The sequence below is a fragment of the Caminibacter profundus genome, from assembly GCF_054657155.1.
In genome coordinates this window covers 414,315-439,260 of sequence record NZ_BAAHXC010000001.1, presented here as the reverse complement: position 1 = coordinate 439,260, position 24,946 = coordinate 414,315, and the positions used below count along the sequence as shown (strand labels likewise).

25 protein-coding genes and 1 tRNA gene are annotated in these 24,946 nt (G+C 26.7%); 9 read left to right on the top strand and 17 right to left on the bottom strand.

What is annotated here, in order from left to right:
- Window positions 1-13: 13 nt before the first annotated feature.
- Together ftsA and ACYQ1U_RS02285 are read right to left on the bottom strand one after the other, a co-directional pair.
- Window positions 14-1,339, bottom strand: coding sequence for a cell division protein FtsA (gene ftsA / locus ACYQ1U_RS02290; protein WP_459883824.1), 1,326 nt, complete (start codon window positions 1,337-1,339; stop codon window positions 14-16).
- A gap of 10 nt (window positions 1,340-1,349) precedes the next feature.
- Entirely contained in the window at window positions 1,350-2,777 is a 1,428-nt protein-coding gene (locus ACYQ1U_RS02285; protein ID WP_459883822.1) for a peptidylprolyl isomerase, read from the bottom strand.
- Between the two features lie 91 nt (window positions 2,778-2,868).
- Here ACYQ1U_RS02285 and ACYQ1U_RS02280 point away from each other — a divergent pair, with 91 nt between their 5' ends.
- Window positions 2,869-4,224, top strand: coding sequence for an adenosylmethionine--8-amino-7-oxononanoate transaminase (locus ACYQ1U_RS02280; RefSeq protein WP_459883820.1), 1,356 nt, complete (start codon window positions 2,869-2,871; stop codon window positions 4,222-4,224).
- Between the two features lie 171 nt (window positions 4,225-4,395).
- Here the strand turns inward: ACYQ1U_RS02280 and ACYQ1U_RS02275 are convergent, their stop codons facing one another.
- Entirely contained in the window at window positions 4,396-4,668 is a 273-nt protein-coding gene (locus tag ACYQ1U_RS02275; RefSeq protein ID WP_459883818.1) for a DUF134 domain-containing protein, read from the bottom strand.
- A gap of 143 nt (window positions 4,669-4,811) precedes the next feature.
- Here ACYQ1U_RS02275 and ACYQ1U_RS02270 point away from each other — a divergent pair, with 143 nt between their 5' ends.
- Window positions 4,812-5,768, top strand: coding sequence for an SLAC1 anion channel family protein (locus ACYQ1U_RS02270; protein WP_459883816.1), 957 nt, complete (start codon window positions 4,812-4,814; stop codon window positions 5,766-5,768).
- A 1-nt stretch (window position 5,769) separates the two neighbouring features.
- The gene (locus ACYQ1U_RS02265) at window positions 5,770-6,276 is read left to right on the top strand and encodes a DUF302 domain-containing protein (RefSeq protein ID WP_459883814.1); all 507 of its coding nucleotides are present in this window, start codon (window positions 5,770-5,772) and stop codon (window positions 6,274-6,276) included.
- On the opposite strand, the gene ACYQ1U_RS02260 is transcribed toward ACYQ1U_RS02265, so the two are convergent.
- Complete coding sequence (locus ACYQ1U_RS02260) at window positions 6,268-7,008, bottom strand: SIR2 family NAD-dependent protein deacylase (RefSeq protein ID WP_459883811.1); 741 nt, start codon at window positions 7,006-7,008, stop codon at window positions 6,268-6,270. The two genes, ACYQ1U_RS02265 and ACYQ1U_RS02260, sit on opposite strands and share 9 nt — an antisense overlap.
- Before the next feature lie 50 nt (window positions 7,009-7,058).
- Here ACYQ1U_RS02260 and ACYQ1U_RS02255 point away from each other — a divergent pair, with 50 nt between their 5' ends.
- Complete coding sequence (locus ACYQ1U_RS02255; protein ID WP_459883808.1) at window positions 7,059-7,298, top strand: hypothetical protein; 240 nt, start codon at window positions 7,059-7,061, stop codon at window positions 7,296-7,298.
- A 3-nt stretch (window positions 7,299-7,301) separates the two neighbouring features.
- Here ACYQ1U_RS02255 and ACYQ1U_RS02250 read toward each other — a convergent pair whose 3' ends face one another.
- The 8 genes from ACYQ1U_RS02250 to aspS all read right to left on the bottom strand — a co-directional run bounded on the left by ACYQ1U_RS02250 (window position 7,302) and on the right by aspS (window position 16,314).
- A complete protein-coding gene (locus ACYQ1U_RS02250) occupies window positions 7,302-7,760 on the bottom strand; it encodes an adenylate kinase (RefSeq protein ID WP_459883805.1) in 459 nt (152 codons plus the stop codon).
- The gene (locus tag ACYQ1U_RS02245) at window positions 7,757-8,914 is read right to left on the bottom strand and encodes a GGDEF domain-containing response regulator (protein WP_459883802.1); all 1,158 of its coding nucleotides are present in this window, start codon (window positions 8,912-8,914) and stop codon (window positions 7,757-7,759) included. The genes ACYQ1U_RS02250 and ACYQ1U_RS02245 overlap by 4 nt, the downstream gene beginning before the upstream one ends.
- On the bottom strand, window positions 8,904-10,961 hold the full coding sequence (locus ACYQ1U_RS02240) for an ATP-binding protein (protein ID WP_459883799.1): 2,058 nt from the start codon (window positions 10,959-10,961) through the stop codon (window positions 8,904-8,906). The genes ACYQ1U_RS02245 and ACYQ1U_RS02240 overlap by 11 nt, the downstream gene beginning before the upstream one ends.
- Window positions 10,936-12,732 (bottom strand): hypothetical protein, encoded by a 1,797-nt coding sequence (locus ACYQ1U_RS02235; protein ID WP_459883796.1) that lies wholly within the window; start codon window positions 12,730-12,732, stop codon window positions 10,936-10,938. Before ACYQ1U_RS02235 ends, ACYQ1U_RS02240 begins: the two co-directional genes overlap by 26 nt.
- A gap of 105 nt (window positions 12,733-12,837) precedes the next feature.
- On the bottom strand, window positions 12,838-13,554 hold the full coding sequence (locus ACYQ1U_RS02230; RefSeq protein WP_459883793.1) for a competence/damage-inducible protein A: 717 nt from the start codon (window positions 13,552-13,554) through the stop codon (window positions 12,838-12,840).
- Complete coding sequence (locus ACYQ1U_RS02225; protein WP_459883791.1) at window positions 13,551-14,129, bottom strand: adenylate kinase; 579 nt, start codon at window positions 14,127-14,129, stop codon at window positions 13,551-13,553. Before ACYQ1U_RS02225 ends, ACYQ1U_RS02230 begins: the two co-directional genes overlap by 4 nt.
- Before the next feature lie 183 nt (window positions 14,130-14,312).
- A complete protein-coding gene (locus ACYQ1U_RS02220; RefSeq protein ID WP_459883789.1) occupies window positions 14,313-14,555 on the bottom strand; it encodes a ferrous iron transport protein A in 243 nt (80 codons plus the stop codon).
- Window positions 14,548-16,314, bottom strand: coding sequence for an aspartate--tRNA ligase (gene aspS, locus ACYQ1U_RS02215; RefSeq protein ID WP_459883786.1), 1,767 nt, complete (start codon window positions 16,312-16,314; stop codon window positions 14,548-14,550). The genes ACYQ1U_RS02220 and aspS overlap by 8 nt, the downstream gene beginning before the upstream one ends.
- Window positions 16,315-16,375: 61 nt before the next feature.
- Here aspS and ACYQ1U_RS02210 point away from each other — a divergent pair, with 61 nt between their 5' ends.
- Window positions 16,376-17,476: a mechanosensitive ion channel family protein gene (locus tag ACYQ1U_RS02210; RefSeq protein ID WP_459883783.1), complete on the top strand. Its 1,101-nt coding sequence runs from the start codon at window positions 16,376-16,378 to the stop codon at window positions 17,474-17,476.
- Window positions 17,477-17,490: 14 nt separating this feature from the next.
- Here the strand turns inward: ACYQ1U_RS02210 and ACYQ1U_RS02205 are convergent, their stop codons facing one another.
- Together ACYQ1U_RS02205 and ACYQ1U_RS02200 are read right to left on the bottom strand one after the other, a co-directional pair.
- Window positions 17,491-17,679 (bottom strand): CDGSH iron-sulfur domain-containing protein, encoded by a 189-nt coding sequence (locus ACYQ1U_RS02205; protein WP_459883781.1) that lies wholly within the window; start codon window positions 17,677-17,679, stop codon window positions 17,491-17,493.
- 2 nt (window positions 17,680-17,681) lie between these two features.
- Entirely contained in the window at window positions 17,682-18,188 is a 507-nt protein-coding gene (locus ACYQ1U_RS02200; protein ID WP_459883778.1) for a bacterioferritin, read from the bottom strand.
- A 110-nt stretch (window positions 18,189-18,298) separates the two neighbouring features.
- Here ACYQ1U_RS02200 and ACYQ1U_RS02195 point away from each other — a divergent pair, with 110 nt between their 5' ends.
- The 4 genes from ACYQ1U_RS02195 (at window position 18,299) to ACYQ1U_RS02180 (ending at window position 21,756) form a co-directional block, all read left to right on the top strand.
- Window positions 18,299-19,126: an NAD(+)/NADH kinase gene (locus ACYQ1U_RS02195; protein WP_459883775.1), complete on the top strand. Its 828-nt coding sequence runs from the start codon at window positions 18,299-18,301 to the stop codon at window positions 19,124-19,126.
- 91 nt (window positions 19,127-19,217) lie between these two features.
- Window positions 19,218-20,774: an AAA family ATPase gene (locus ACYQ1U_RS02190; protein ID WP_459883773.1), complete on the top strand. Its 1,557-nt coding sequence runs from the start codon at window positions 19,218-19,220 to the stop codon at window positions 20,772-20,774.
- A complete protein-coding gene (locus ACYQ1U_RS02185) occupies window positions 20,767-21,642 on the top strand; it encodes a hypothetical protein (RefSeq protein ID WP_459883772.1) in 876 nt (291 codons plus the stop codon). The genes ACYQ1U_RS02190 and ACYQ1U_RS02185 overlap by 8 nt, the downstream gene beginning before the upstream one ends.
- Window positions 21,643-21,669: 27 nt before the next feature.
- Window positions 21,670-21,756: transfer RNA gene (locus ACYQ1U_RS02180), tRNA-Leu, on the top strand.
- A gap of 460 nt (window positions 21,757-22,216) precedes the next feature.
- Here ACYQ1U_RS02180 and ACYQ1U_RS02175 read toward each other — a convergent pair.
- Genes ACYQ1U_RS02175 through ACYQ1U_RS02165 form a run of 3 tightly spaced genes read right to left on the bottom strand, consistent with a single transcriptional unit; the run spans window position 22,217 to window position 24,941 of the window.
- Window positions 22,217-23,662, bottom strand: coding sequence for a DNA primase family protein (locus ACYQ1U_RS02175; protein WP_459883770.1), 1,446 nt, complete (start codon window positions 23,660-23,662; stop codon window positions 22,217-22,219).
- Window positions 23,659-24,774 (bottom strand): hypothetical protein, encoded by a 1,116-nt coding sequence (locus ACYQ1U_RS02170; RefSeq protein ID WP_459883768.1) that lies wholly within the window; start codon window positions 24,772-24,774, stop codon window positions 23,659-23,661. The genes ACYQ1U_RS02175 and ACYQ1U_RS02170 overlap by 4 nt, the downstream gene beginning before the upstream one ends.
- Entirely contained in the window at window positions 24,771-24,941 is a 171-nt protein-coding gene (locus ACYQ1U_RS02165; RefSeq protein ID WP_459883765.1) for a hypothetical protein, read from the bottom strand. Before ACYQ1U_RS02165 ends, ACYQ1U_RS02170 begins: the two co-directional genes overlap by 4 nt.
- Window positions 24,942-24,946: the final 5 nt, after the last annotated feature.

Below are 24,946 nucleotides of genomic sequence, written 5' to 3'. Positions count from 1 at the left end.
TTCTCATCCTTTCTTAAAATAAGTTATTAAACCAAGTTTTTATTTTTTGTAGGAAACCAGGTTCTTTTTCTATTATTATTGATGAAATTTCTTCTTTTTCTTGAGATTTTTTTGTTTCTTCTTCTTTATCTAATGTTTTAGTTGAAAATTCATCAAATGAATATTTAGTTCTAAATTGTCTGTTCGAATCAATTTCATATGTTAAACCATCTTTTTTTCCATATAATAATAGTCCGATTGCAGTAGAGTATTCAGGAGCTTTTAGGTTTTCAAAAAGTCCTTCTATGTTTTTTGGTAAACCAACTCTAACAGGTAGTCCTTCAAAAAATGAAGTTGCGATCTCTTTTATATTATAAAAGTTTGTAAAACCTCCAGTAAGTACTATTCCAGCTCCAATTTTATTTTTTAATCCTGAGTCTTCTATTTCTTTATTTAATAGTAGAAAAGTTTCTTCAATTCTTGCACTTATGACTTGGGTAATAGTAGTGAGTGATGCTTTTTGTTTTTCTTCTTCAGAACCAATAATTGAAATTTCAATTAAATCTTCATCATTTTTAACATATTCTTCAAAGTTTATTTTAATTGTTTCTGCATCAGCTAAAGGAGTATGAAGAGCCATAGAAAGATCATTTGTAATATGATGACTACCAACACCTAAGTAATCAGTATATCTCAGAGTCTTATTTATAAAAATTGTTAAATCTGATGTGGTTGCACCTATATCTATTAGTGCCACACCTAGTTCTTTTTCGTCATCTTTTAAAGTAGCAAGTCCACTAGCATATCCGGCAGCTACTATATTTTCTATATCAACACCTGCTTGTTTTAGAGTTTTTTTCATATTTTCTATTCCACTTTTTTGCGCTGCAATAATATGAAGAGCAACTTCTAATCTACTACCACTCATTCCTGCTGGGTCTTCAATTTCTGAGAGTTCATCTACTTTAAAATCATAAGGAATTGCTTGAAGTAATTGATAATCTTGAGAAATATTTGCATTATAAAGCGCGGTTTGAATTGCACGATTTATTTCTTTTATTGTAATTTCATTTCCTGGAACATTTACTATGCCATAACTTGTAAGGCTTTTAGTATATACAGAAGATATTGAAACTATAGCATTTTTAACATCTACCCCTGCTACTCTTTTTGCATCATTTATTGCTTGTTTAATTGATTTAGAAGCTTCATCAATATTTATAATTGCACCTTTTTTTATACCTTTTGATTTTGCAATCCCAACACCACTTATTGATAAAGAATCACTTTTTTCATCGTAATTAGCTATTATTGCGGTAGTTTTGTAACTGCCTAAGTCTATTGCTAAAATATTTCTCAACTTTAATCCTTTAAAATTTTTCCACTTTATATTTTTGAGACAGTTCAGCTATTAAATCTTGTAACATCTCAGTATTTAATAGAGCTTCTGTTAAGTTATATACATTTTTTTTATTTTCTTCATATTTTTTCTTTTCAAGCAATTTTTGTTCCTTAATTTTATAAAGCACTGCATATTCAGGACTATCGTGTGGTAATAAAACAAAACCTTTTTGATTTTGAGAGATAAATACATTAAATAGAAATTCTTGAGCTAATATAGGAGATAAGTTTATTTTATTAAAGTCATACTTTGTTATAAAACCAGTTTCTTCACCTTTAAATATTTTCGTTAAAGTTTTTGCTTTTTCTACTAATGCTTTGCTTGTTTTTATATTTAGTAGTTCTGTAATTACTAAACTTTTTGCCTTTTCAAAGCTTAGAGGTTTTGGTTTGAATTCTTCAAGTAACTTTGCCGTAATATATGAATTTTTATAAACAAAAGGTTTTAGATAGCCATTTTTTATTAATTCAAGCATTTTGTCAGTAGGAATAGTTAGATTGTTTAAAGTTACAGTAATGATTTTGTAATTACCTTTTGAATTTTTCAACTTTTTATATGCTAATATTGCTTCTTTTTTTAGTTTATGTTTAAGATAGTCTTTTTTTACTTGTTCTTTTGCAAGTTTAAAAGAGATAATCTCACCTTTTTCATTTTTATAATTCAATTTATTTTCTTCATAATATTTTTTAAGTTCATTTTCAGAAACTTCTTGAGTTAAAGGTATATCTATATATGCAATTTTGTATTTTTCAGGAGATTGGAATTTGTTTTTATTTTTTTCCCAATAAGTTTTTATTTCATTTTCATCAAGAGAGATATGAATGTCTTTTTTACTAAGGATTTTTATTTCCAGGTTGTCTGCATTATAAAGAGCACTTGCTATTGAAAGCAGTTCCGTGTTTGATGGTTTTATATGTAAAAATGTAAGAAGTTTTTCTATTAATAATCTTTTTCTAAGTCTTTTTTCAAATTCACTTGGCTTTAAACCAGTATTTTTTAAATATTGTTTATATGTTTCTTTATCTTTAAAATATTCAAGTATTTTTTTAGCTACATCTTTATCTGTTACATATAATCCTAAATCTATTGCGTATTGTCTTAACATTCCTTCTTGTATAGCTAATTCAATTGCTTGGGTTTGTAGACCCAATTTTTTTGCGGTTGCTTCGTCTAAATTACCACCCATTTTTTGATTTAGTTCTTGATAAAGTTTATTGTAAGTGTCTTGAACATCTTGAATTGAAATTTCAGTATCTTGCACTTTTGCTATTGTAGAGGAATTTTTACCAAATTGAACTTGTCCCCATCCAACAAAACCAGCTCCAACAAAAGCTATTGTAGCAATCCAAATTGTGATTACCAACCATTTTCTATGAGTTTGCATCCATTCAATCATTAACCAACCTTTTTGCTATTTTCCTATTATATAACTTTTAAGATGTTTATGATATTATAATAAAAAAAAACCTCACAATAAAGGGATTTTTATGAAAAATGAAGAAATTATTCAAAAAGATCTAAAATATAACTGGCATCCTTGTACTCAAATGAAAGATCATGAGTTTTTACCTCTTATTCCTATAAAAGAGGGCAGGGGAGTTTATTTAATAGATTTCGAAGGAAATAGATATATAGATGCTATAAGTAGTTGGTGGGTGAACATATTTGGACATAAAAATCCTTATATAAATGAAAAAATAAAAGAGCAATTAGAAAGACTAGAGCATGTTATTTTTGCTGGTTTTACTCATGAAGGAGCAGTGAAGCTTGGTGAAAGAATTTGTAAACTTACAGGATTTGATAAAGTTTTTTATGCTGATAATGGAAGTAGTGCAGTAGAAATTGCAATTAAGATGAGTTTTCATTATTGGAAAAATAAAGGAAAAATAAAACCTCTTTTTTTTAGTTTGGAAAACTCTTACCATGGAGAAACAATTGGTGCGCTTAGTGTAGGGGATGTGGGACTTTATAAAGATACATATAAAGAAATTTTAATAAAAAACATAACTATTCCTATTCCAAAAGATAAAAGTGAGGTTGAAGCAAAAAAAGCTTTAATTAAAGCAAGAGTTATTTTTGAAAAATATTATAAAGATGTCTCGGCACTAATTATTGAGCCATTAATTCAATGTGCGGGTTATATGAAGATGCATCATCCTTTATTTATAAAAGGACTAAAAGAACTTTGTGATGAATTTGATATTCACTTAATCGCAGATGAAATTGCTGTTGGTTTTGGAAGAAGTGGTAGTATGTTTGCTTGTGAACAAGCAAATATTAAGCCAAGTTTTATGACTTTAAGTAAAGGTCTTACTGGTGGGTATTTGCCACTTAGTTTAGTACTTACAACTGATGAAATATATAGGGCATTTTATTGTGATTATAAAGAATTAAAAGCCTTTTTACATTCTCATTCTTACACAGCAAATCCAATTGCAATTGCTGCAGCTAATGCAACTTTGGATATATTTGAGAATGGAGAATGGATAGATGGGGAATTAAAAGTTAAAAGTGAAAAGTGTAAAGTGAAAAGTGATGGTTTGAGTGTGTTAGAGTTTAATAAAAAAACAAGTGATTATATCTGGGGGAGTGTTCAAAAATTCAAAGAATTATCTAATGTAAAAGATGTTAGACAAACAGGTATGATAACAGCAATTGAGATGATTGATTATCCTTGGGAAAAAAGAATAGGTCTTAAAGTATATCAATATGGTCTAAAAAAAGGTGTACTTCTTAGACCTCTTGGAAATGTGATTTACTTTATGCCGCCTTACATTATTAATAGAGAAGAAATTGAAAAGATGGTAAATGTAGCATATGAAGGAATTAAGCTTTTAGAGTAAAATTATTATGTTAATTTATTGTAAATCCAAGAAGTAAGAAGTATAAAGAAGAACTATAAATAAATTGTAATCTAATTTTTAATAAGTTTTGAAATTTAATTAAACACACAAATAAAAAAATAGAAAAATTTACTAAATTATTAATGGTGGCAATTTTAGATTTTTTAAATATTATTCTTCAATTTCAATAGATTTACCATTAATTAAAGCATCAGCTATTTTTGCTCTAGCACTTGTGAGAATACGACTTACTGTTGGACGAGACACTCCCATTTCTTTTGCAACTTCTTCTTGATATAGTCCTTCAAGGTCCATAAGTCTAATAGCTTCCATTTCATCTTTACTTAAGAATATTTTTTCAAGAGAATGATTAGGAACTCCACATGGTTTAAAGCATTTATTATTAAATATACCTCTAATTCTCCTTCTAACACGTCTAGGCATTTTTATTCCTTTGAAAACATATATAAAATGATAAATATATTTTAAACATATGTCAAGAAAGTATTATAATATTTTCTTATAATTGTTTAACTTATTATAAATTTCTGTTATACTTGCCAAAATTTAAAATAAGGAGTTTTAAAATGGAGAGAAGTTTAAAGTATTTTCCTGCTCCACTTTTTGCAATTATTATGGGAATTTCTGGTTTAACTATTGTATATGCAAAAGCATATCATTTTTTAAATTTTCCTTATTGGCTTTATTTATTGTTACTTTTTGTAGATACAGTAGCTTTTTTTACAATTTTTATTTTATATATTTTTAAATGGATAAAATATCCTGATATGGTGAGAGCAGAGTTTTCCCATCCTATAAAAAGTTCATTTGTTCCAGCTATTTCAGTTAGCTTTTTACTTATTTCAATTGCATATATGGATTATGCACCATCAATTGCTGTGACATTTTGGTGGATAGGTGCTTGGCTTCATCTTTATTTTACTTTTAATGTTATTAAGTTTTGGATTAGAAATCAATTTGATGTAAAAATGATAAATCCTGCTTGGTTTATTCCAATCGTAGGTAATGTTTTAATACCTGTTGCTGGAGTTGATATAGTAAATGAATATGTAAATTTATTTTTCTTTTCAATAGGTATTTTTTATTGGATAATATTATTTACAATTGTGACTTATAGAATGATATTTCATCATCCATTACCTAAAAAATTAATTCCAACGTTTTTCATTCTTATAGCACCTCCTGCGGTTGGATTTATTAGTTATTTTAGAATTACATTTGGGGCTATAGATATATTTAGTATGTTTTTATACTTAATTGCTATTTTTATATTTGTTTTATTAATTACTAAAAAAAGTGTTTATACAGAAATTCCATTTTTTATTTCCTGGTGGGCTTACACTTTCCCACTTGCAGCAATTACAATCGCAACAATTTTAGTATATAACACTTTTAAGAATTTACCAATGTATTTATTTTCGTTGTTTTTATTGTTTTTAGTAACAGCTGTTGTAGTATTTGTATCTTTTAGAACATATTTAGCTATAAAATCACAAAAAATTTGTATACCAGAGGAGGAGTAAAATGAGTAAAAGAAGTTTAATTGGAGGATTTATTATTGGTTTTGTATTAGCTGTATTTGTTATTCCATTATTTTTTAAATTATCAGCTGAAAATATGATGTTTAAACAAATAAAAAGCCCTTATAGTTTTGATAAAACTGTAAATTTATTAGTAGACAGAATATCCCATCAACCAGGATGGCATGTTGTAAATGTTATTAATCAAGAAGAAGAAATTAAAAAATATGGTGGACCTGATGTAGGAAAAGTTGTTATTATTAAATTTTGCAATGCAAAACTTGCTGGTAAAATGTTAAGTAATGATGACACAAAATTTATGGCAGTAAAAATGCCTCTTTCAATTGCTGTATATGAAGACTCAAAAGGTCAAGTGTTTATTTCTTTAATGAATGGATATCTTTTAACAAGGATGTTAAGTTGTACAAAAGAGGGTCCAATAATGGAATTAGTTGTAAAAGACATAGAAAACATTCTGTCTTTTATTCACTTTAGATATTCATTATTCTAAAAATTTTTTTAATTTATTTGAAGCCTTTGTGGCTTTTTCTTTTAAAAAGATATCTGTAATTTTATTTGTATAGTTAGATTTTTCTATATTGATTTCGATAATCAAAGCTTTATTTTCTTTTGCTAGTATTGGCAATTGACTTGCTGGCATAATCTCTCCAGTAGTACCTATTATTATTACAACATCTGCATTTTGCATTAATTCAATTGATTTTTCTAAAACTAAAGTAGGGATAGCTTCACCAAAAAATACAAAATCTGGCTTTAAAATTCCTTGACATTCTGGACATAAAGGAGGTAATTTTTCTAAACTGATATTTTTAGATAAAAATTTTTTTTTGCATTTTAGACATTGCATTTTTGAAGCAGTGCCATGAAATTCTATTACTGTTTTGCTCCCAGCCTTTTGATGTAGATTATCTATATTTTGAGTAATTACACCTTTTAATTTCCCTAACTTTTCAAGCCAAGCTAAAAATTTATGAGCGTCATTTGGTTTAGTATTTCCTATATAATCATAAAAAATCTCTTTTATATACTTCCAAGACTCATATGGGTTTTTCATAAAAAAATCGATATCCAAAATTTTTGGATCATATTTGCTCCAAAGACCTGTTGGTCCACGAAATGGTGGAATTCCGCTCTCTACAGATATTCCAGCTCCTGTAAAAGCTACGGGAAATTTAGAATTTTTTAAAATTTGGGCTGCTTTTTTATAATTATTAGTATCCATATCTTTCCTTTATGGTAAAATGTTTTATATATTATACAAAAGGAGAATTTATGTTTAAAGAATTTCTTAAAAAGATAACAGAATGGGCTTTAGAAAAAGAAGAAGAGGCAGCAAAAGAGTGTGCCATTCCACTAGAAGAAATTGAAAAACAATTAAATATCTTAAAAGAAAAAAGAGAAGAACTTAAGAAAAAATATGAAGAAGAACTAAATGAAATAGAAAGTTTGATTCAAAGAGTAGAAAAAATTAAAAATATAGAATTATTAAAATGTAATACAGATAAAGAGTAAAGATTAATCTTTTTTATCACATAAGTGTTTATTCATATTAAACACTTTTTTTACTTTATCTAAATTTTTTTCTTTTGAATAAATAAACTTTAGCATTAATTTTTGACATTTATTATTTAGATCAATATTGAAATCTTTAAAAAATTCTTCATAATCATTAAGTTTTTTTGCAACACTAATATAATAAACTAAGTGAGAAAGAGTTAGTAAAAACAGACTTCCAAAGAAAAAAACTATTGAAAAAAATTTTATATTAAACTCATACTCACTTGCTTGATAAGCAATAATAACAAGTATAGCAGTTGAAAATAGGGTAGTCCCTACAAAATATGCTTTTGGAGAAGTTATAAGAAAAAGATAATTATCGATATTTTTTTCAATTTTAGTAGATGAGTAAAAATTATAAATTGACATTATAATCATAATAACACCTACAAAGAAAAGAACATAATATAAAATCATTTGCACACCTTTACTTGATTACGACCACTTTCTTTAGCTTTATACAAGGCTATATCAGCTTTTTTATAAATTTTTTCAAAATCAGACATATTATTTATTTCTCCACAACAAATACCACATGAAGCTGTAACTTTTATCCCATTAAAATCACTTTTTTCTATAGCTTCTTTTATATTATAAGCAATTTTTTTAGCTGTTTCAGTATTTTTTACATTATCTAGTATAATCAAAAACTCCTCGCCACCGACTCTTATAATAGTATCATTTTTTCTTAAGTTGTCTTTTAATATTTTTGCAAAATTGATTAAAACCATATCACCAATTGGATGTCCATGTTTATCATTAATATGTTTGAAATAATCAATATCTATTAAAATAAAACATCCTTTTTGAGCTATTAATTTTTCAACTATTTTACTTAAATATTTTCTATTAAAAACTTTTGTTAATTCATCAATAAAAATTTCATTTTCATAATTGGTAATATCGTGAAATGAAATTATAATATATTTTTCATTTATTTTTTGAATTCTTACTTCATATGTTTTTTTGTAGTCGCTTTCTTGATAAATAATTTGATTTTCTAGGTTTAAATCAATTTTATATTTTTCAATAAGTTCTTCTAAGTCCATACATTTGCCAAATATATTAATAAATTTTTTATTGCAAAGTTTTGGTGTATTCTTTTCATAAAGAATTGAGGCTTCAAGCTGCATATCAAAAAGTAATTTTAAAAGATCAAATAATTCTTCTTTTTCTCTCTCATTTTTAATAATATCAGCTAGAAAATTTAGTTTTTTTATTAAAGCTTTTCTATCAATTGGTTTTGTTAAATAACCTTCTACACCAAGTTCAATTGCTGCTTTTAAATATTCATTGTCACTAAATGCTGTTATAAAAATTATATAGCTTTTAGGGTTTATTTCTTTTATTTTTTTAGCCATTTCTATACCATCAATTACAGGCATTCTTATATCACTTATAATTATGTCAGGTTTATGTTTTTTATATAATTCAAGTCCAACTTCTCCATTTTCTGCAACGAAAACTTTTTTAAAATATCTATTAAGCATCAAAGTAAAACTTTCTCTAATAAAGTCTTCATCTTCAACATAAAGACAAGTTAAGTTTTTAAGATATGAATTAATTTTCACTTGTGTCCTTTAAAGTAATAATAAACTTTGCTCCTTTACTAGTATTTTCTATTTCTATTTTCCCATTCATTCTTTCAATTATTTCTTTTACCATATATAGTCCCATTCCAGTACCTTTTCCTTCTTCTTTTGTTGTAAAATATGGTTCAAAAATTCTTTCTTTTATTTCTTTTGGAATTCCTCCACCATTATCTTCTATTTCAATAAAGATTTTATCATTATCTTTTCTTGTTTTTATTTTTATTTTTCCTTGGAAGTTACCAATTTTTTTTCTTTTTTCTTCAATTGCATCTTTTGCATTAGATATTATGTTTAAAATTACTTGCATAAATTCGTTTTTATATCCTTTTATTTTTATTGGCTTAAGTTCTGCTAGCACTTCAATATTATAATTTTTAAGTTGAGCTTTTTGTAAATTTAGAGTTTTTTCAATTGCCTCTTTTATATCAAATTCCACTTTTTCCTTATCTTTCCTAAAGAAACTTCTAAAATCATCAATTGTATTACTCATAAATTGAATAGTTTGCATATTTTTTTCTATAAACTCTTTTAGAGTTTTTTTATCAAGTTTTCCTTCTTCTTGCAAGTCTTCAAGTAGTTGAATATTTATAGCAAGGGCATTTAAAGGTTGTCTCCATTGATGAGCAATTGCTCCAATCATTTCCCCCATTGCTGCTAGTTTTGATTGTTGAACCAGAGCTTTGTCTTTTTTTCTGAGTTCTTTTAATTTTTCTTCTACTATTTTTTGAAGATTTTTATTAATTTCTTGAAGTTCTTTTGTTTTTGTTTCTACTTCTTTTTCAAGTTTGTTTGCAAATTGTTCTATTTCTTTTTTTGATTTTGTTAGAGCTTTTAGCATAACATCAAATGCTTTTGCAAGATCTCCTATTTCATCATTTGAATCAATTTTTATGTTAAATTTTGTTTCTCCTTTTGTTTTAGCAATGATATTAGCCAAATGTGTTAATTTTCTAATAGGTTTTGTAACTTTTTGTACTAACAAAGTTGTAATTATTGTTATGATTAATGTAATTATCATAATTGCAATAATTAAATTTTTGATGTATTCACTTGCTTTTTTTTCAAAAATAGCAGTTGTAGTTGTTTTTAATATAATTATATATATATCTGGTGATAGATATACTTTTTGTGCTTCAAGTATTAAATTATTTTTTGTGTCAACAAAAGAAAGTTTATAAACACCATCTTTATAGATTTTTTTTAATAAAGGAAAATCATCTGTAATTTTAAAGTCTTTTCCAAACTCAAATCCAAATTCTTTTTCTGGATTATCATAATTAAATAAATAATATCCTTTCATATTTGCGATATAAGTTTTAGTATCTTTTACTTCTCTTAGTTTTTTAAATTTAAAAAGCTCTTTTATATTAGCGTTAATTACACTTATCCCTGTTGGCTTATTATTTGTAAAAATTATATTAGCAACCCTAATAGTAGGTTTTATAGGAAACTCTATTGTATGAAATTCTTTATTTAGGTTTATATTAGAGATATAAATTTCTCCTTTTTTTAATTTTAGAGTATCTTGTACATATTGCATATCCCATTTGTTTTGAAGTTTATTTTTTGGAAGAATTGTTATATTGTTATTTTCTTCTTTTACTAATTTTATAATTTCTTTACCATTTTTTGCATCTATTATTCTTATTTGGAAATATTCTGGGTTTTGTTTCATCATAAGAGAGGTTATTGTTGTTATATCACTTTTATATTGATTGAAAGTTTTGTTTGTAATTTCATCATATTTATACTTATTTGTATATGCTCTCATAAAGCCTTTAATAGAAGGATTGTAACTTAGAATTGTAATGTTATATTTAAGTTTTTGAATTGAATCTTTTATATAGTTTGCATATTCTTCAATATTTTTATTTAACATTTGTGCAGTATGATATGTAAAAATACTTTTTGCTTGAGTATAAGAGATATAACTAAGTGTTGCGATACCAAAAAAAGATATAAGCATAACTAAAAGAGAAATTTTTATTGAGATTGAAATTTTATTTTTTGTAATTTTTTTCGTCATATAAAAGCCTTAACATATTATAAAGTATCTTTACATTTTTATAAACATCTGTTGGGGTCTTATTTTTTGTAAACTCAATAGGATATAGAATGTCATTTTCGTCTATATTTTTATATATTAATATTTCATTTATATTTGCATTAATAATTCTTAATGCATTATAAACTGTATTAGGGGTAACTTTTTCTTTTTGGTTCGGAATGATAATATTACTGTTTATCATGTTAAGTCTTTTTTGAATTTTTTTAATTTCATCATATAGTTTTAATGTTAAAATAAATACATCCTTAGGAGTTTTATTTTGAGCTTCAATTTTTACTTTTTTTATATATTTAATCGCACTTGGTTTGATTTTTAGTTTCTGTAATAAAACATCTAATCTTGACATAATTCTACTACTTAAAGCATAAGTTTCATTTGGTGTATATTCTCTTGCAAGTAATACGTCGATAGTGTTTGATATTTTCCAAAGATTATGATAAACATCACTTGGAGTTTTTCCTTTTGGTATTTTTTTATCTGTTTTGTAAATATATTCATCTATTTTTTTATAGCCGGCTTTATGGAGTAATATTGTAACAATTCCATCAAGTCTTATTACCATCTCATATACTTCATTTGGTGTAATTTCTCTTAAAGGTTGCTGCGGAACTTCTGATGGATAAAATCCCATTTGAACTTTAAGTCTAATAGCTTTCTCTGTTGCTTCTATTGCTTTTTGATAAGCGTGTATTGGTTTTAAGCCATAGATAAAAGGAGGTTCCTTTACTATTTGTTGAATACCTTTTAGGTTTTTTAAGATATTAAGTTTTTTTAGTATTTCAACAGTTACTGCATATACGTGGTTTGGAGTTTTTTTAAGAGAGGATATAGGGTATTGAATAAGAGGTTTATCAAAATCAAATGTTGGCATCAATTCTTTTGCATACATAATATTTTGAACAACATCACTTGGGGTTTTACTTCCTTTGACTGGTTTTAATTTAAAATATCTTTCAACTCCAAGACGGTATTTTATTCTTTGAAGTTCTGCAATGTTATATTGAAGTGAATCATATACATCAGTTGGAGTTATTACTCGATGAGTTTTTTTGGGAACTTCAGTAGGATCAATCCATAAGTGTTTTTCAGCTGTTCTGACTTTAGCTAAAAAACTATAACTTGCATATAATGCATGATTTGGGTGTAAGTTTGGTATTTTTGTTGGTTTTTGTACTTGAGTATAAATATTTTGTGTTTCTCTTATAAATTTAACAGTTTCTACAAGTTTTTGAGATAGTGCATATACATCTGTTGGCGTATAACCGTGAATTCCAAGCAAATCATCAAAAGCAAGTGAAATAGACCACAATAGTCTATATACATCATTAGGAGTTTTTCCTTTATATTTTACTAGTTTTAAACTTTTTAAGAATCCTCTGTCTTTTATGAATGGAGTAACTTCAGCATCAAGTCTTTTTACCATTTCATATACATCACTAGGTGTAATTTCACGGGCAGGATATGGAGGAATAAAAATTTCTCCATATCCTTTTGAAACTCTATAAATATTTATTTTGTTAAGAATTTCTAAAGCTTTTTGAATAACATGGCGAGGGTATTTATTTTGTTGAGGTGGTACTTTAGGAAAAGGTTTATTTATGTTAGATGATTTTCTTAAATATTCAACTTTTTTCTTTAAAAGCATTGCATATGAATATACGTCACTTGGAGTTTTTATTTGATAGGCAAATAAATTAATAATGAATATAAAATATAATAAATATTTCATAATTGATAGCCTTTTTATTTGAAATTATATTTTGCTAAAAGAGAAAATTTTTAATTAATTATTATATCTTATTAAATTAATTTTTTTATTGCTTAATTTTATAAATTAAATTTCTTTATATTTGATGTTTATTTTTGTTAATTCATCTTTAAACCACTCAAAAACTTCTTTTGCTTTTTTGCCTGAGAATGAAATCTCTGAAGTGAAATCAAGTTTTGGGAGAGTTGAAAATTCTACATCTTTTGGGATTTTTTGCATTATATCAAGCATTTCAGACTCTTTTGCATATGCTAAAAGAGTATATCTTTTTTTTGGAGTTTTTTTAGCAAAGTATTTTTTTATTATCCATTCACTCATAGGGTGTGCCATCTGAGGAAATCCTGGCAAGAAAAAGTATCTATTATCAATCATAAAACCTGGATATCCGTTTATAGGATTATTCCAAATAGGCTTTGAACCTTTTGGCCAGTAGGCAAGCAAATATTTTTTTGTATTGTCTTCATTTGGAAACTTATTGTCAATAAGTTTCTTAAATTCATAATTATATTCCATTTGAGAATTTGTAAAAACTTCAGCGCTTATTTCTCTTGTAAAATCATCTGGTGTAGCTCCAATTCCACCATAACAAAATAGATAAGAGTCAGGAGAGTTTTTAATTAACAAAAAAATATCTCTTAGAAGCTCAGGATTATCTTTTACAATAAAAGAGGCAAACAGCTCATAGCCTCTTTTTAATAATAAATCTTTTAAAAATTCAAAATGTTTATCTTCTCTTCTGCCTTCTAAAATTTCTGAACCTATAATTACTTGAAAAATTTTCATATATTTGCTTTTTCTTTTACTATTTTTTCCATTTCATCAACAATTTCTTCTATTGTTCTTTCCCCGTTTATTTTTATTAATTTATTTTGTACAGAGTAAAAATCTTGAATATCTTTTAATGGCTCTAAAAATACTTTCATTCTGTTATTAAACACCTCTTCATTATCATCAGCTCCTCTAGCTCTGCCTAATACTCTCTCTCTTGCTACATCTTCACTTACTTCTACTTCAATTACGCTTACAAGTTCAATATCGTTTGAGTTTTTTAACATTTCATCAAGTGCTTTCATTTGTTCTACACTTCTTGGAAACCCATCTATTAACACTATATCTTTTGGTGCTTTTTCAATAGCACTTTTAATAGTATTAATTACTATTTCAAGTGGAACAAGGTTTCCATTATCAATATAACTTTTTATTGTTTTTCCAAGTTCGCTACCACTTGCAACCTCAGCTCTTAGTAAATCACCTGTTGAATAATGAATAATCTTATCTGCGTTTCTCTCTGCTATAAGTTCTGCATCAGTTGTTTTTCCACTTCCTGGTGCTCCGATAATTAAAAATAATTTTTTCATAACTTCTCCTTATAATTGGTATATTTTAAGTAAAGGTTAGTATAGGTTGTAGAGGTTAAGAGGGGTTGTAGAGGTTGTAATGCCTCTAATATCCCTAATACCTCTACTAACCTCTAAAACTTCTAATACCTGGTTGTCGGACAAGCTTTTCACTTGGAACTTGTCAACTCTTCACTTCTCACATCACAAAATAGGGCATTCAAATTTTTTGACATAAATTTTTTTTGCTATACCTCTGCCAATACCTATTTTTCTACCGTCTATATCTATTTCAAGAGGTCCCAAAAAGGACTTATTAATAACTTGTCCCATTTGGCCTTTGTGTATTCCAAGGTCTATTAAACGCTGTTTAAAGTTTTTACAACTATCATCAAATCCCATAATCTTAAAAACATCACCTTTTTTTAGCTCTATTAGTTTATTCATTATCAGCTTTTGGTTTTTTTACTCTTATATGAAGTTCTTTAAGTTGAGATTTATCAACTTCTCCAGGTGCGCCTGTTAAAAGACACTGAGCTTTTTGAGTTTTAGGGAATGCTATAACATCTCTAATATTGTCAGTTTTTCTCATAAGCATTATCACCCTATCAAGCCCAAGTGCAAATCCACCATGAGGAGGTGCTCCAAATTTAAGTGCATCAAGTAAAAATCCAAATTTTTCTCTTGCATCCATTTCATCAATTCCAAGAAGTTTGAAAACTTTTTCTTGTATCTCTTCTTTATGAATCCTGATACTTCCTCCTCCAATTTCATATCCATTTAGTACCAAATCATAAGCAATTGAATTAATGTTTTCAAAATTTTCTTCATCCCAAGTATTCATATCAGGCATCGTAAATGGATGATGAAGTGCAGTTGCGTTACCATTTTCATCTTTTTCAAACATTGGAAAATCTACAACCCATACAAATTTATATTCATTTTCATCAAAAAGTTTCATATCATTAGCAATTTTTATTCTAAGTCTTCCCATATAATCTAAAACTAATTTTTTCTCACCAGCTCCAAAGAATATAATGTCTCCTACTTCTGGCTTTAGCTTCTCTATCATTTTATTTAGTGATTCTTCGCTCATAAATTTAATAATAGGTCCTTTTAGACCTTCTTTTTTTACTTGAATATATGCAAGTCCTTTTGCTCCAAATTTTCTAACAAAGTTTTCAAGTTCTTTTAATTTCTTTCTACTATAAAAATTATCACCGCCTGGAACTTTTAGAGCTTTAAACCTGTTGTTTAATTTATCTTTTGCAATTTCACTAAAAATTTCATTATTTGAATCAACAAACTCATCAATTACATCTACCATTGCTAAATCATATCTGAGATCAGGTTTGTCACTACCATATTTTTCCATAGCTTCTTTATAAGAAACTCTCTCAATTGGAAGTTTTACATCAATACCAGCAACTTTGAATGCAGCACTAACCATTCCTTCAATTGTTTTAATTACATCATCTTGATTTACAAAACTCATCTCAACGTCAACTTGAGTAAATTCTGGTTGTCTATCGGCTCTTAGGTCTTCGTCCCTAAAGCATTTTGCAATTTGATAGTATTTATCAAATCCTGCAACCATTAAAATTTGTTTGAAAAGTTGAGGTGATTGAGGAAGTGCATAAAATTCTCCTGGATGAACTCTACTTGGAACTAAATAATCCCTTGCACCTTCAGGTGTTGATTTTGTAAGTACAGGAGTTTCTACGTCTATAAATCCGTTTTTATCAAAGTAATCTCTAATGGCTTTAGTTACTTTACTTCTTAGAATAAAAGTTTCAAGCATATCTTTGTCTCTAAGGTCAAGATATCTATATTTTAGTCTTAATTCTTCATTTACACTTTTATCACCAATTCTAAAGGGAAGAGTTTCACTTGTATTTTCAATTTCGATTTGATTTGCAACAACTTCAATTTTTCCTGTTTTTAGTTTTGGATTTTCAAGCCCCTCGCCACGTAATCTTACTTTTCCTTTAACTTTTATAACATACTCATCTTTTACTTTTTCTGCTACTTCATGAGCTTCTTTGCTATCAGCTGGATCTGCTACTACTTGAATAAGACCACTTCTATCTCTCAGGTCAATAAAAATTACACCTCCGTGGTCTCTATGAGAGTTTACCCATCCAACAAGTTCTACTTCTTCTCCTACATTTAGCTCATTTAATTCTGCACAATAATGGCTTCTCATAAATTTCCTTTTTTGGCGCAATTATATCAAAATGTGATATAATTTAAAAAAAGTGCAAAAAATGAAGTGGTATATAGGAATAGGGGTATTATTAATTAATCTATTTTCATCTTTTTTTGTTAAACGAATAAAATTTTTTTTATTTAAAAGACGTAAGAATATTTTCTTAAAACTTTTATATTCTCGTGTATATAAAATAGGTATACCACTTATAATTTTAGTAGATGTGAATACGTTTTTTTATCTTTTTGAAAATAGATTAAATGTATTGAAAGATATAAAATTTTTTTTAAATATATTTTTAATATCTTGGCTTTTTTATGAAATTATCAAATATTTTATTTATACATTAATCACTATAAAAGTTTCAAAAAAAGAATCAGTAAGACGAGAGCTTTTTGCTCTTGTGATAAACCTCACAAAAGTTTTAATAATTATTATTCTTTTTGTGGTTATTTTATCTCATTTAGGTGTAGATATTACTGCAATTATTACATCTTTAGGAATAGGTGGTGTAATTATTGGACTTGCTGCAAAAGAGACTTTGAGTAATTTTTTTGATTCTATAAGACTTGTTAGTGAAGATGCTTTTCATGTAGGTGATTGGATTGAAACAAAAGATTTTGAAGGATTTGTAACAGAAATTGGACTAACCGCTACTCAAATTAGAACTTTTGATAATGCAATGGTAATTATTCCAAATTCGCGTCTTGCAAATGAATGGATAAAAAATTGGTCAAGAAGAATTGTAGGAAGAAGAATTAAATTTTGGATAAAAATTAAATATACTACTAATACTAAAGAAATTGAAAGAGTGATTAAAGAAATTCGTGATATGCTCTCACATCATCGAGATATTGTAACTGATGATAAAATTAAATCACATCTTATAAAGAGAATGAAAAAAGACACTTTGTTTTTATTAGAAGACAAATATGGTGTTAGAAAAACTCTTCTTGTATATCTTGATAAATTTGATGAATATTCTATGGATATTTTGGTTTATGCATTTTCTATAACAATTGACTGGGAAGAGTGGCTAAAGGTAAAACAAGATGTAATGTTAAAAATTTTAGAAATTATTAAAAACTCAGAACTCGAACTAGCATATCCTACTTCTATAATCTTTTGTGATAAAAGAGAAAATTTATGGGAAGACTAAAAAAGAAAAGAGAATTAAATCTCTATTCTTGTTTCTTCATTATAGATATAAATTTTTCCTTCTTTTTCATCTTGTGTTTTTTTATGATGTCCATCACAAAATGGAAAATTTTGAGATAAACCGCATTGACAAATAAATATAGGTTTGTCTTTACCTTCTATTTTTAAAGGTTCATTTTTTGTAAATTTTACTAGTCTTGCCATTTTTATCCTCCATTATTTGTTGTCATAGAACCAACTCTTTTACTTCTTTCCATTGCTTGTTGAGCAAGATATCCATCACCAAATTTTTGAAGATTTTCATACTCAAGCTCAAATGTTTCAAAATGTCTCTCTTCATCAGCAATAATTTGTTCAAAGATTTGTTTAGTACCACTATCTCTTGCTTCACTTGCAAGTACTGCAAATTCATTATACATTTCCATTGCCTCTTCTTCACTTTTCATAGCCCATTCAAGCATTTTTTTAGGGTCTCTTATATGCTCCACAGGAAGTGAAGGTTTCATTTCAATTTCACCACCTAAAAATAAAATTCTCTCAGCAAACTTTTCAGTATGCAGCATTTCATCTATTGCAGTTTTTTTGAAAATACTAGCTAATAAATCATAACCTAAATCATCTAAAACAAAATGAAAATACATATATTGATGTATAGCGCTTAATTCTTCAGATATTGCTTTATTTAGTAGTTCGATTGATTTTTCTTTTTTCATTTTTTCTCCTTTTTATATTATTATACCACTATTATATAATAAAAGCTACTTTTTTTTAATTATAAGAAAAAATAATTACTTGATATAATTTTTTTTAAAAAAGGCTAATTATGAAAGTTGGATTTGTATTAAAACCTAAAAATACAATAAGTTTAAAGCCTGTTTTTTTAAAAATAAAAACAATTTTTGAAAAAAAAGGAATTGAAGTTTTAATTGATAGTGTTTCAGCAAAAGCAATAAATCTTTTAGGAGTTGAGTTTGAAGAGATGTGTAAGGAAGCTAATTTTTTAGTTGCTCTAGGTGGGGATGGGACATTAATTTCTCTTGCTAGAAGAGCATATAAATATGATAAACCAATTTTAGGAATAAATGCTGGAAACCTTGGGTTTTTAACAGATATTAATCCTGAAAATATTGAAGAGTTTTTAGATAAGTTTTTAAATAAAGAATATAGAATTGATGAGAGAATGGTAATAGAGATAGATTTTGAGGGGAAAAAACTTTATGCTTTTAATGATGTAGTAATTAGTAAAGATGTAATTTCGTCTATGATTCATATAAAAGTAGATACTAATGAAAGTTTTTTGAATACTTATCGTGGAGATGGGCTTATTATTTCAACACCAACTGGTTCTACTGCCTATAATCTAAGCGCAGGAGGGCCTGTTGTTTATCCTTTGACTGAGGGATTTATATTTACACCTATTTGTCCACATTCTTTGACTCAAAGACCTTTAGTTTTACCAAGTGATTTTGAGCTGGAGATAGAAGTAAAGGAAAAAATGGCAAAACTTATAATTGATGGGCAAGAAATTTATAATATGAATAACAAAATTAAAATAAAAAAAGCAAAAAGAAAAGCTAAACTTATTCATAGGGTAGAGAGAAATTATTTTGAAGTATTAAGAGAAAAACTTAACTGGGGAAGCGGGAATTAATATCAATTGAAAATGGAAAAGGTTAGTAGAGGTTAGTAGAGGTTAGTAGAGGTTTTAATTTACCTCTAATACTTTTTTATAAAGGAGAAAAGTGATTGAGAGAGTTTATCTTAAGGAGTATGTAACATTTGATGAAGTTGAACTTGAGTTTAGTGAAGTAGAGATGGAGTTTAGTAAAGGGCTTATTGTTTTTACAGGACCTAGTGGGGCTGGTAAGTCTGTGCTTATGAGAGGGATTCTCTCTATTTTTGGCTATTTTGATGTTAATGCTAAAATTAGTGAGGCAATTGTGGATAATGATTTGGACTTAGAAGATTTTGGAATTGAAAAAGATGAGGTAATTATTTTTAGACAAATAAAAAAGAATAAAAGTAGATATTTCATAAATAATCAAGCTGTAAGTAAAAAGGTTGTAAGAGAAATAGCTGATAAGTTTATAAATTATTTATCTTTGAGAGACATAAAAGAGTTTGAGAGTGAAAATATTTTAAGAGTTCTCGATAAAATGATTTCAGAGAAAGATTATTATGTTAAGTTATATGAATACAAAAACAAATATTTAAAATATAAAAAATTAAAGAAAAAATTAGATGAAATAGAACAAAAAGAAAAAAATGCAATTGATAGAATAGAGTTTTTAAAATATGAATTAAACAAAATTGATAGCATTAATCCAAAAGAGGGTGAATTTGAAGAGCTTATGAAAATAAAAAAAGACTTAAGTAAAATTGAAAAAATAAAAGAAAAAGTTTTTGAGATTGAAAGGATTTTTGAATTTGAGAATAGTGTTTATGAGCTTTTAGATATGATAGATGAAGAAAAAGAGTTTTTTTCTAGTGCTTTAAATGAATTAAGGATAGCAATTGACAAAGCTTATGAAAAGGCATCTTTTTTAGAACAAGTCGATATTGAAGAAGTATTAAACAGATTATCAGATTTGCAAGAACTTATTAGAAGATTCGGTTCTATTAAGGAAGCTCTAATTTATTATGAAGAAAAAAAAGTTGAGTTAAGTAATCTTGAAAATCTGACGTTTGAGAAAGAATCATTAAAAAATGAATTAAAAGCTCTGGAAAGTAAATTAATAAACTTAGCAAAAGAGCTTCACGAAAAACGAAAATTAAGCGCTAAAAAATTTGAAGAAAAATTAAATCACTACCTCTTAAGACTTTATATGCCGTCAGCTAGAGTTGTTGTTGAGGAAACTGATGAATTTAATGAGCTTGGAATGAGTGAGGCTAAAATAATTGTAAATGATATTGATATAAATACCATTTCAACTGGAGAATTTAACAGGTTAAGAGTAGCATTGCTTGCTAGTACGCTTGAATATAGCGAAGAAGAAAAAACACTGTTTTTAGATGAAATTGATGCAAACTTGAGTGGGGAAGAGAGTATGAGTGTAGCTGATGTATTGAAACTGTTAAGTAAAAAATATCAAATTTTTGCAATTTCCCATCAACCGCAATTAGCAAGTCTTGCTGATAAGCATTTTGTAGTTACAAAAAAAGATAATAAATCATTTGTTAAAGAACTAACATACAATGAAAGAATAGAAGAAATAGCAAGAATTATCGGTGGAAAAGAAAAATCTCAAAAAGCAATTGAGTATGCAAGAGAACTATTAAAAAAGGATACAAATGATTAATAAGTTGTTAGACAAAATAAAAAAACTTGAAGAAGAAATCGAACATATAAAAAATAAAAATCAAATAATAAAAAATAACTTAATTGTATTGTTTAAAGATTGCAAAATAGAAAAAAATAAAAAAAATGATTTTATAGAAAAATTAATGAAAAATTTAAATGCATTAGAGATTGAAAATTGTGAGTCTTTTTTTACAAAAAATTATATTTCTCCAAATAATTTTTTTGAATTGATTGAGGGAGAAAAATATGTAATTTTTATAATTGTAGATAGTGATAAAAAAGAGTATGTCACAAGTTTTTTAATTAAAAAATTTTCACCATTTTTTACTATTTATAAGGAGAAAATTATAGGTGTTATAGAAAAAAAAGTATTAGATGATTTAAAATCAGTAAAAAGTATTCCATTTTTTAATCCTCAGACTCTAGAATATGAAGATATAGAAATTTATAAAGCAATTTTTTTAACTGATAAATTTAGTTTTAATAATCTACATAAAATATTTGAACTGTTTGATAGCTTTAGAAACAGACCATCACTTATGAAAAAACATTTTATAATATATGATCTTGATAAAGAAAAATTTATAGATTTTGAAAAAGAAAAAATAGAAAAAGAAAAAAGTAAATATTCTTATATTTATGAAGAAACATATCCAGTTTTAGAGATAAAACTAAAAAGAGAAAGAAATAATATACCGTTTATTTTTGCAATGCTAGAAAGAATAGATAAAGAAATTGATGAGATTAAAAAATCTAGAGGAAGTATTAATGTAGTAAACAGAATACTTAATTTTATTGAATTACAAGTAAATGAAAAAGAAATAAAAAAAATAATAAAAACACTTAGAAAGCAATTGAAAGAGTAACTAATTTTTGGTACAATTTTATTGCTTGCGGCGGTGGCGGAACTGGTAGACGCGCAAGATTGAGGGTCTTGTGGGCGTAAGCCCGTGGGGGTTCGAGTCCCCCCCGCCGCACCATTTATTAGCTCAAAACTCCCATAAAATAAGCACTTTGAAAAATTAAGTAAAAATTGACCCCACTAATAGCCCCACTTTTTTAAATTTAACCCCATTTCTTAACTCAAATTTATCTAAAATGAGATGACCTAACTAATAGTAACTCTATAATCAAAATGATTAATCAATTTGAATATAAGCCTTTAAAAGAAAAAGAATATTTGAAGATTTTTTAATGAAGTTTTGTATAAAAATAAAAAAAAGTGTGAATATAAAAAAAACTTGCACCTTTTGCACCCTATGACACTTTAAATATTTTCTTATTTTATTAGAAATAAAAAAAATTTTTTTATAAAAAAAAGTGCGAAATTGGAGAAACGCTCCAAAAGTCCCTAAATATAGGCATTTTATTTCTCCATTTTTATAAAACAAAGTGGAGAAAAACTGCGGAAAAAATGGAGAATGAAGATAAAAATAAAAATTAATCTTCTTTTTTACCTATAAGAAAATAGTGTCTTTTGTCTTTTAACTTTATATAACCTAATGCTTCAAGTCTTTTAAAAAGCTCATTTCTCCCTAAGGATTTAAGTCCATTTTCAAAACACCAAGTCCTATAATCTTTAATCAAATCACTTGTATAATATCTATCATAATTTGATTTGCCTAAATTATTATTATCTAAAAACTGAATAACGCTGTCAATATCTCTTATAAACTTCTTAAATGCTTTTTCGCATTCAACAGATATATAAATATCTTCATTTACTAAAATACTTTTAGCTCCCTCAATTATCCAATTAAGCACTCCATCTAATCCCTTATTAATAATTTTTAAATGGAGCTTTTTATCTCTTTTTTCCTTTGGAATAGTTACATTAAAAGGAATAATTAAAAATCTTCTAAAAAAACCCTCTGTATATTCAATGCTTTTAAGTTTTAGTCTATTTACTAAAAATAGTAATTTAGCATAATTTTCCATCTCAAAAGGTCTGCCGTATAAGTGCCTTGCTATTACTGGTTCTCCACTTGCTAACTTTTTAAATAAATCGCTTTTAATTTCTCTTGTTTCTGCTTCACTTGCAACATTTAAAATTTTATCTTTTAGTTCTGCTCGGTTATACTCTTTATTTAAGTCTTCTATTGAATGAAAAGATAGGTTATTAGTTCCAAGTAAAGCCTTTAATACTTCCATTATTACACTTTTACCATTTGCACCGCTTCCATATAAAAAGTAAGCATATTCTAATTTAATATTTTTAATAAATATTGAGCCTAAAATCTCTTGAAGAGTTCTTTGAGTGTTTTTATCTGGTAAAACTTCATCTAAAAAATTAAGCCATAAATGATTAACTGCATTGGGATTATATTCAAAAGGCAATTGATATGTTAAAAAATCATTGGGATTAAAATCTTGCAACTGCATTGTTTCAATGTTAAAAGTTACATTTTGCAAGTTTATCAAGTTTAAAGCACTTTTTTTTCTTTTTCTTATTGGTAATGCACTTATAAGTTGTTTATATAATTTTTCAATAAATGCTTCATCTTTTGCCTCTAAAAGAGGAAGTCCTACTTTAAGAGAAAAGTTTCGCAAAAATTCTATTATTTCACTTTTACTAAATGGTATCCAGTAAGCTCCGTTGTAAATATAAATAGTATCACTTTCATCTTTAATTATTTTCCAATCTTTATTTTTTGCAAGATTTAAAAGATATTCTATTAAGCCGACTTTTATTTCCTTTTGTTTTGGTGGTAAATAATTTCCTTTATTGTCATATTTTGGCTTCCAGCCTAACTCTTTTAGATACTCAAAAATATTTATCTTTTTTACATCCAGTAAAAGACGATTGATAAGCTCCTCTTCTTTTGGTAGCTCTTTTGGTATAATGTCAATAGGTAAATCAAAATCTGTTTTTATAGTAATACTCATATTTCTCCTTTCTCTAAATCTAAGGTTACTTCTAAATCTGTTTGGTCTTTAGCTATAAAAGAAGCTAATAAATGAAATACTCTTAAATAAGTGCTATCGTATAAGTCTGATACTTCGCATAAATCACTTAAATCTTTTACCTTTTCAATACCTTTAAAATGAAAGAAACGCTCTTTTAAGTTCCAAATAGTTATAGTCTTTTTAGTGTAAGGTTCAAGTTGGGGTATAAGAGTTTTTAAGCTATTTGCTAACTCTTTTTTAAACTTTTTATACTTCTCATCATTTTCGTTTTTGAAGTCTAAATCTGGTAGTATAATAAAATCATATTTCTCCTTTAAAAGTGCAAGCTCTTCATTTTTAAAGGTTTTATAGTTTTTACTTGGAAGTGCTATAAAATTTATTCCAAGCAGTAAAGCAGTTGTATAATCGTGAGTTCCTTCAATAATAAATATCGGGTCATTGTTTTTAATTCTTATTTGAGTATATTTATTAGCTTCTGTATTTTTTAATGATTTCCATTTGATAATAGTATTTTTTGTTTTATATCTTCTATGCCTTATAGTTAAAATATTGCCTGTCGGAGTAAATGTAGCAACTACTGGTTCATCTTGTTTTGGGTCAAATCTAACAGCATTATAAAAGGCTTTTTTATCTTCTTTTTTAGCGGTTATAAAATATTCTACTGGTATTAATTTATTTATTATCTCTTTTGTTTTTTCTTCACTTAAAGAAGATAACGGCTTATATCTATCCCAAATAGCCTTAATCTCCCTACAAGATAAAATCTCTTCTTTTATAGGTTTAAACTCTTTTTTATAAGAGCTGATATTATTGAATTTACTCAATCCCAAATATGAAGCTATTAAGTGTTTAGCTTCTTGATAAGGGATATTAAAAAACTCTTTTAAAGTATCAATCAAATCCCCATCAAATCCTGTCCCAAAATCGTGAAATCTAACTTTTCCATTTTTCATATACATTGAAGCACTTGGATTTTTGTCATCTTCTCTAAGTGAAAAATTACGATTTGGCTTTATATTTACTCCTAAACTTGCTAAAATGTCTACTGCAATATCTTGGGTTACTAATATTGAAATATCTTTTAATCTCATTTTACAGCCTTTAAAGATGATGTAGCTATAATTTCATTGTAATTAATACCTAAAAACCTGCAAGCCTTTTTAATGGCTTCTAATTCATTTTTAGCTGGTAATACTATCGCTTTATTACCTGCTTCTATTTGGTAAATTCCTAAATGTAATTTAATTACTTTAACCATCATAA

Bases quoted from the DNA above. Each gene is read 5' to 3' on its own strand.
- ACYQ1U_RS02285 (WP_459883822.1), bottom strand. From the start codon at position 2,777: ATGATTGAATGGATGCAAACTCATAGAAAATGGTTGGTAATCACAATT.
- ACYQ1U_RS02280 (WP_459883820.1), top strand. From the start codon at position 2,869: ATGAAAAATGAAGAAATTATTCAAAAAGATCTAAAATATAACTGGCAT.
- ACYQ1U_RS02275 (WP_459883818.1), bottom strand. From the start codon at position 4,668: ATGCCTAGACGTGTTAGAAGGAGAATTAGAGGTATATTTAATAATAAA.
- ACYQ1U_RS02270 (WP_459883816.1), top strand. From the start codon at position 4,812: ATGGAGAGAAGTTTAAAGTATTTTCCTGCTCCACTTTTTGCAATTATT.
- ACYQ1U_RS02265 (WP_459883814.1), top strand. From the start codon at position 5,770: ATGAGTAAAAGAAGTTTAATTGGAGGATTTATTATTGGTTTTGTATTA.
- ACYQ1U_RS02260 (WP_459883811.1), bottom strand. From the start codon at position 7,008: ATGGATACTAATAATTATAAAAAAGCAGCCCAAATTTTAAAAAATTCT.
- ACYQ1U_RS02255 (WP_459883808.1), top strand. From the start codon at position 7,059: ATGTTTAAAGAATTTCTTAAAAAGATAACAGAATGGGCTTTAGAAAAA.
- ACYQ1U_RS02250 (WP_459883805.1), bottom strand. From the start codon at position 7,760: ATGATTTTATATTATGTTCTTTTCTTTGTAGGTGTTATTATGATTATA.
- ACYQ1U_RS02240 (WP_459883799.1), bottom strand. From the start codon at position 10,961: ATGACGAAAAAAATTACAAAAAATAAAATTTCAATCTCAATAAAAATT.
- ACYQ1U_RS02235 (WP_459883796.1), bottom strand. From the start codon at position 12,732: ATGAAATATTTATTATATTTTATATTCATTATTAATTTATTTGCCTAT.
- ACYQ1U_RS02230 (WP_459883793.1), bottom strand. From the start codon at position 13,554: ATGAAAATTTTTCAAGTAATTATAGGTTCAGAAATTTTAGAAGGCAGA.
- ACYQ1U_RS02225 (WP_459883791.1), bottom strand. From the start codon at position 14,129: ATGAAAAAATTATTTTTAATTATCGGAGCACCAGGAAGTGGAAAAACA.
- ACYQ1U_RS02220 (WP_459883789.1), bottom strand. From the start codon at position 14,555: ATGAATAAACTAATAGAGCTAAAAAAAGGTGATGTTTTTAAGATTATG.
- aspS (WP_459883786.1), bottom strand. From the start codon at position 16,314: ATGAGAAGCCATTATTGTGCAGAATTAAATGAGCTAAATGTAGGAGAA.
- ACYQ1U_RS02210 (WP_459883783.1), top strand. From the start codon at position 16,376: ATGAAGTGGTATATAGGAATAGGGGTATTATTAATTAATCTATTTTCA.
- ACYQ1U_RS02205 (WP_459883781.1), bottom strand. From the start codon at position 17,679: ATGGCAAGACTAGTAAAATTTACAAAAAATGAACCTTTAAAAATAGAA.
- ACYQ1U_RS02200 (WP_459883778.1), bottom strand. From the start codon at position 18,188: ATGAAAAAAGAAAAATCAATCGAACTACTAAATAAAGCAATATCTGAA.
- ACYQ1U_RS02195 (WP_459883775.1), top strand. From the start codon at position 18,299: ATGAAAGTTGGATTTGTATTAAAACCTAAAAATACAATAAGTTTAAAG.
- ACYQ1U_RS02185 (WP_459883772.1), top strand. From the start codon at position 20,767: ATGATTAATAAGTTGTTAGACAAAATAAAAAAACTTGAAGAAGAAATC.
- ACYQ1U_RS02175 (WP_459883770.1), bottom strand. From the start codon at position 23,662: ATGAGTATTACTATAAAAACAGATTTTGATTTACCTATTGACATTATA.
- ACYQ1U_RS02170 (WP_459883768.1), bottom strand. From the start codon at position 24,774: ATGAGATTAAAAGATATTTCAATATTAGTAACCCAAGATATTGCAGTA.
- ACYQ1U_RS02165 (WP_459883765.1), bottom strand. From the start codon at position 24,941: ATGGTTAAAGTAATTAAATTACATTTAGGAATTTACCAAATAGAAGCA.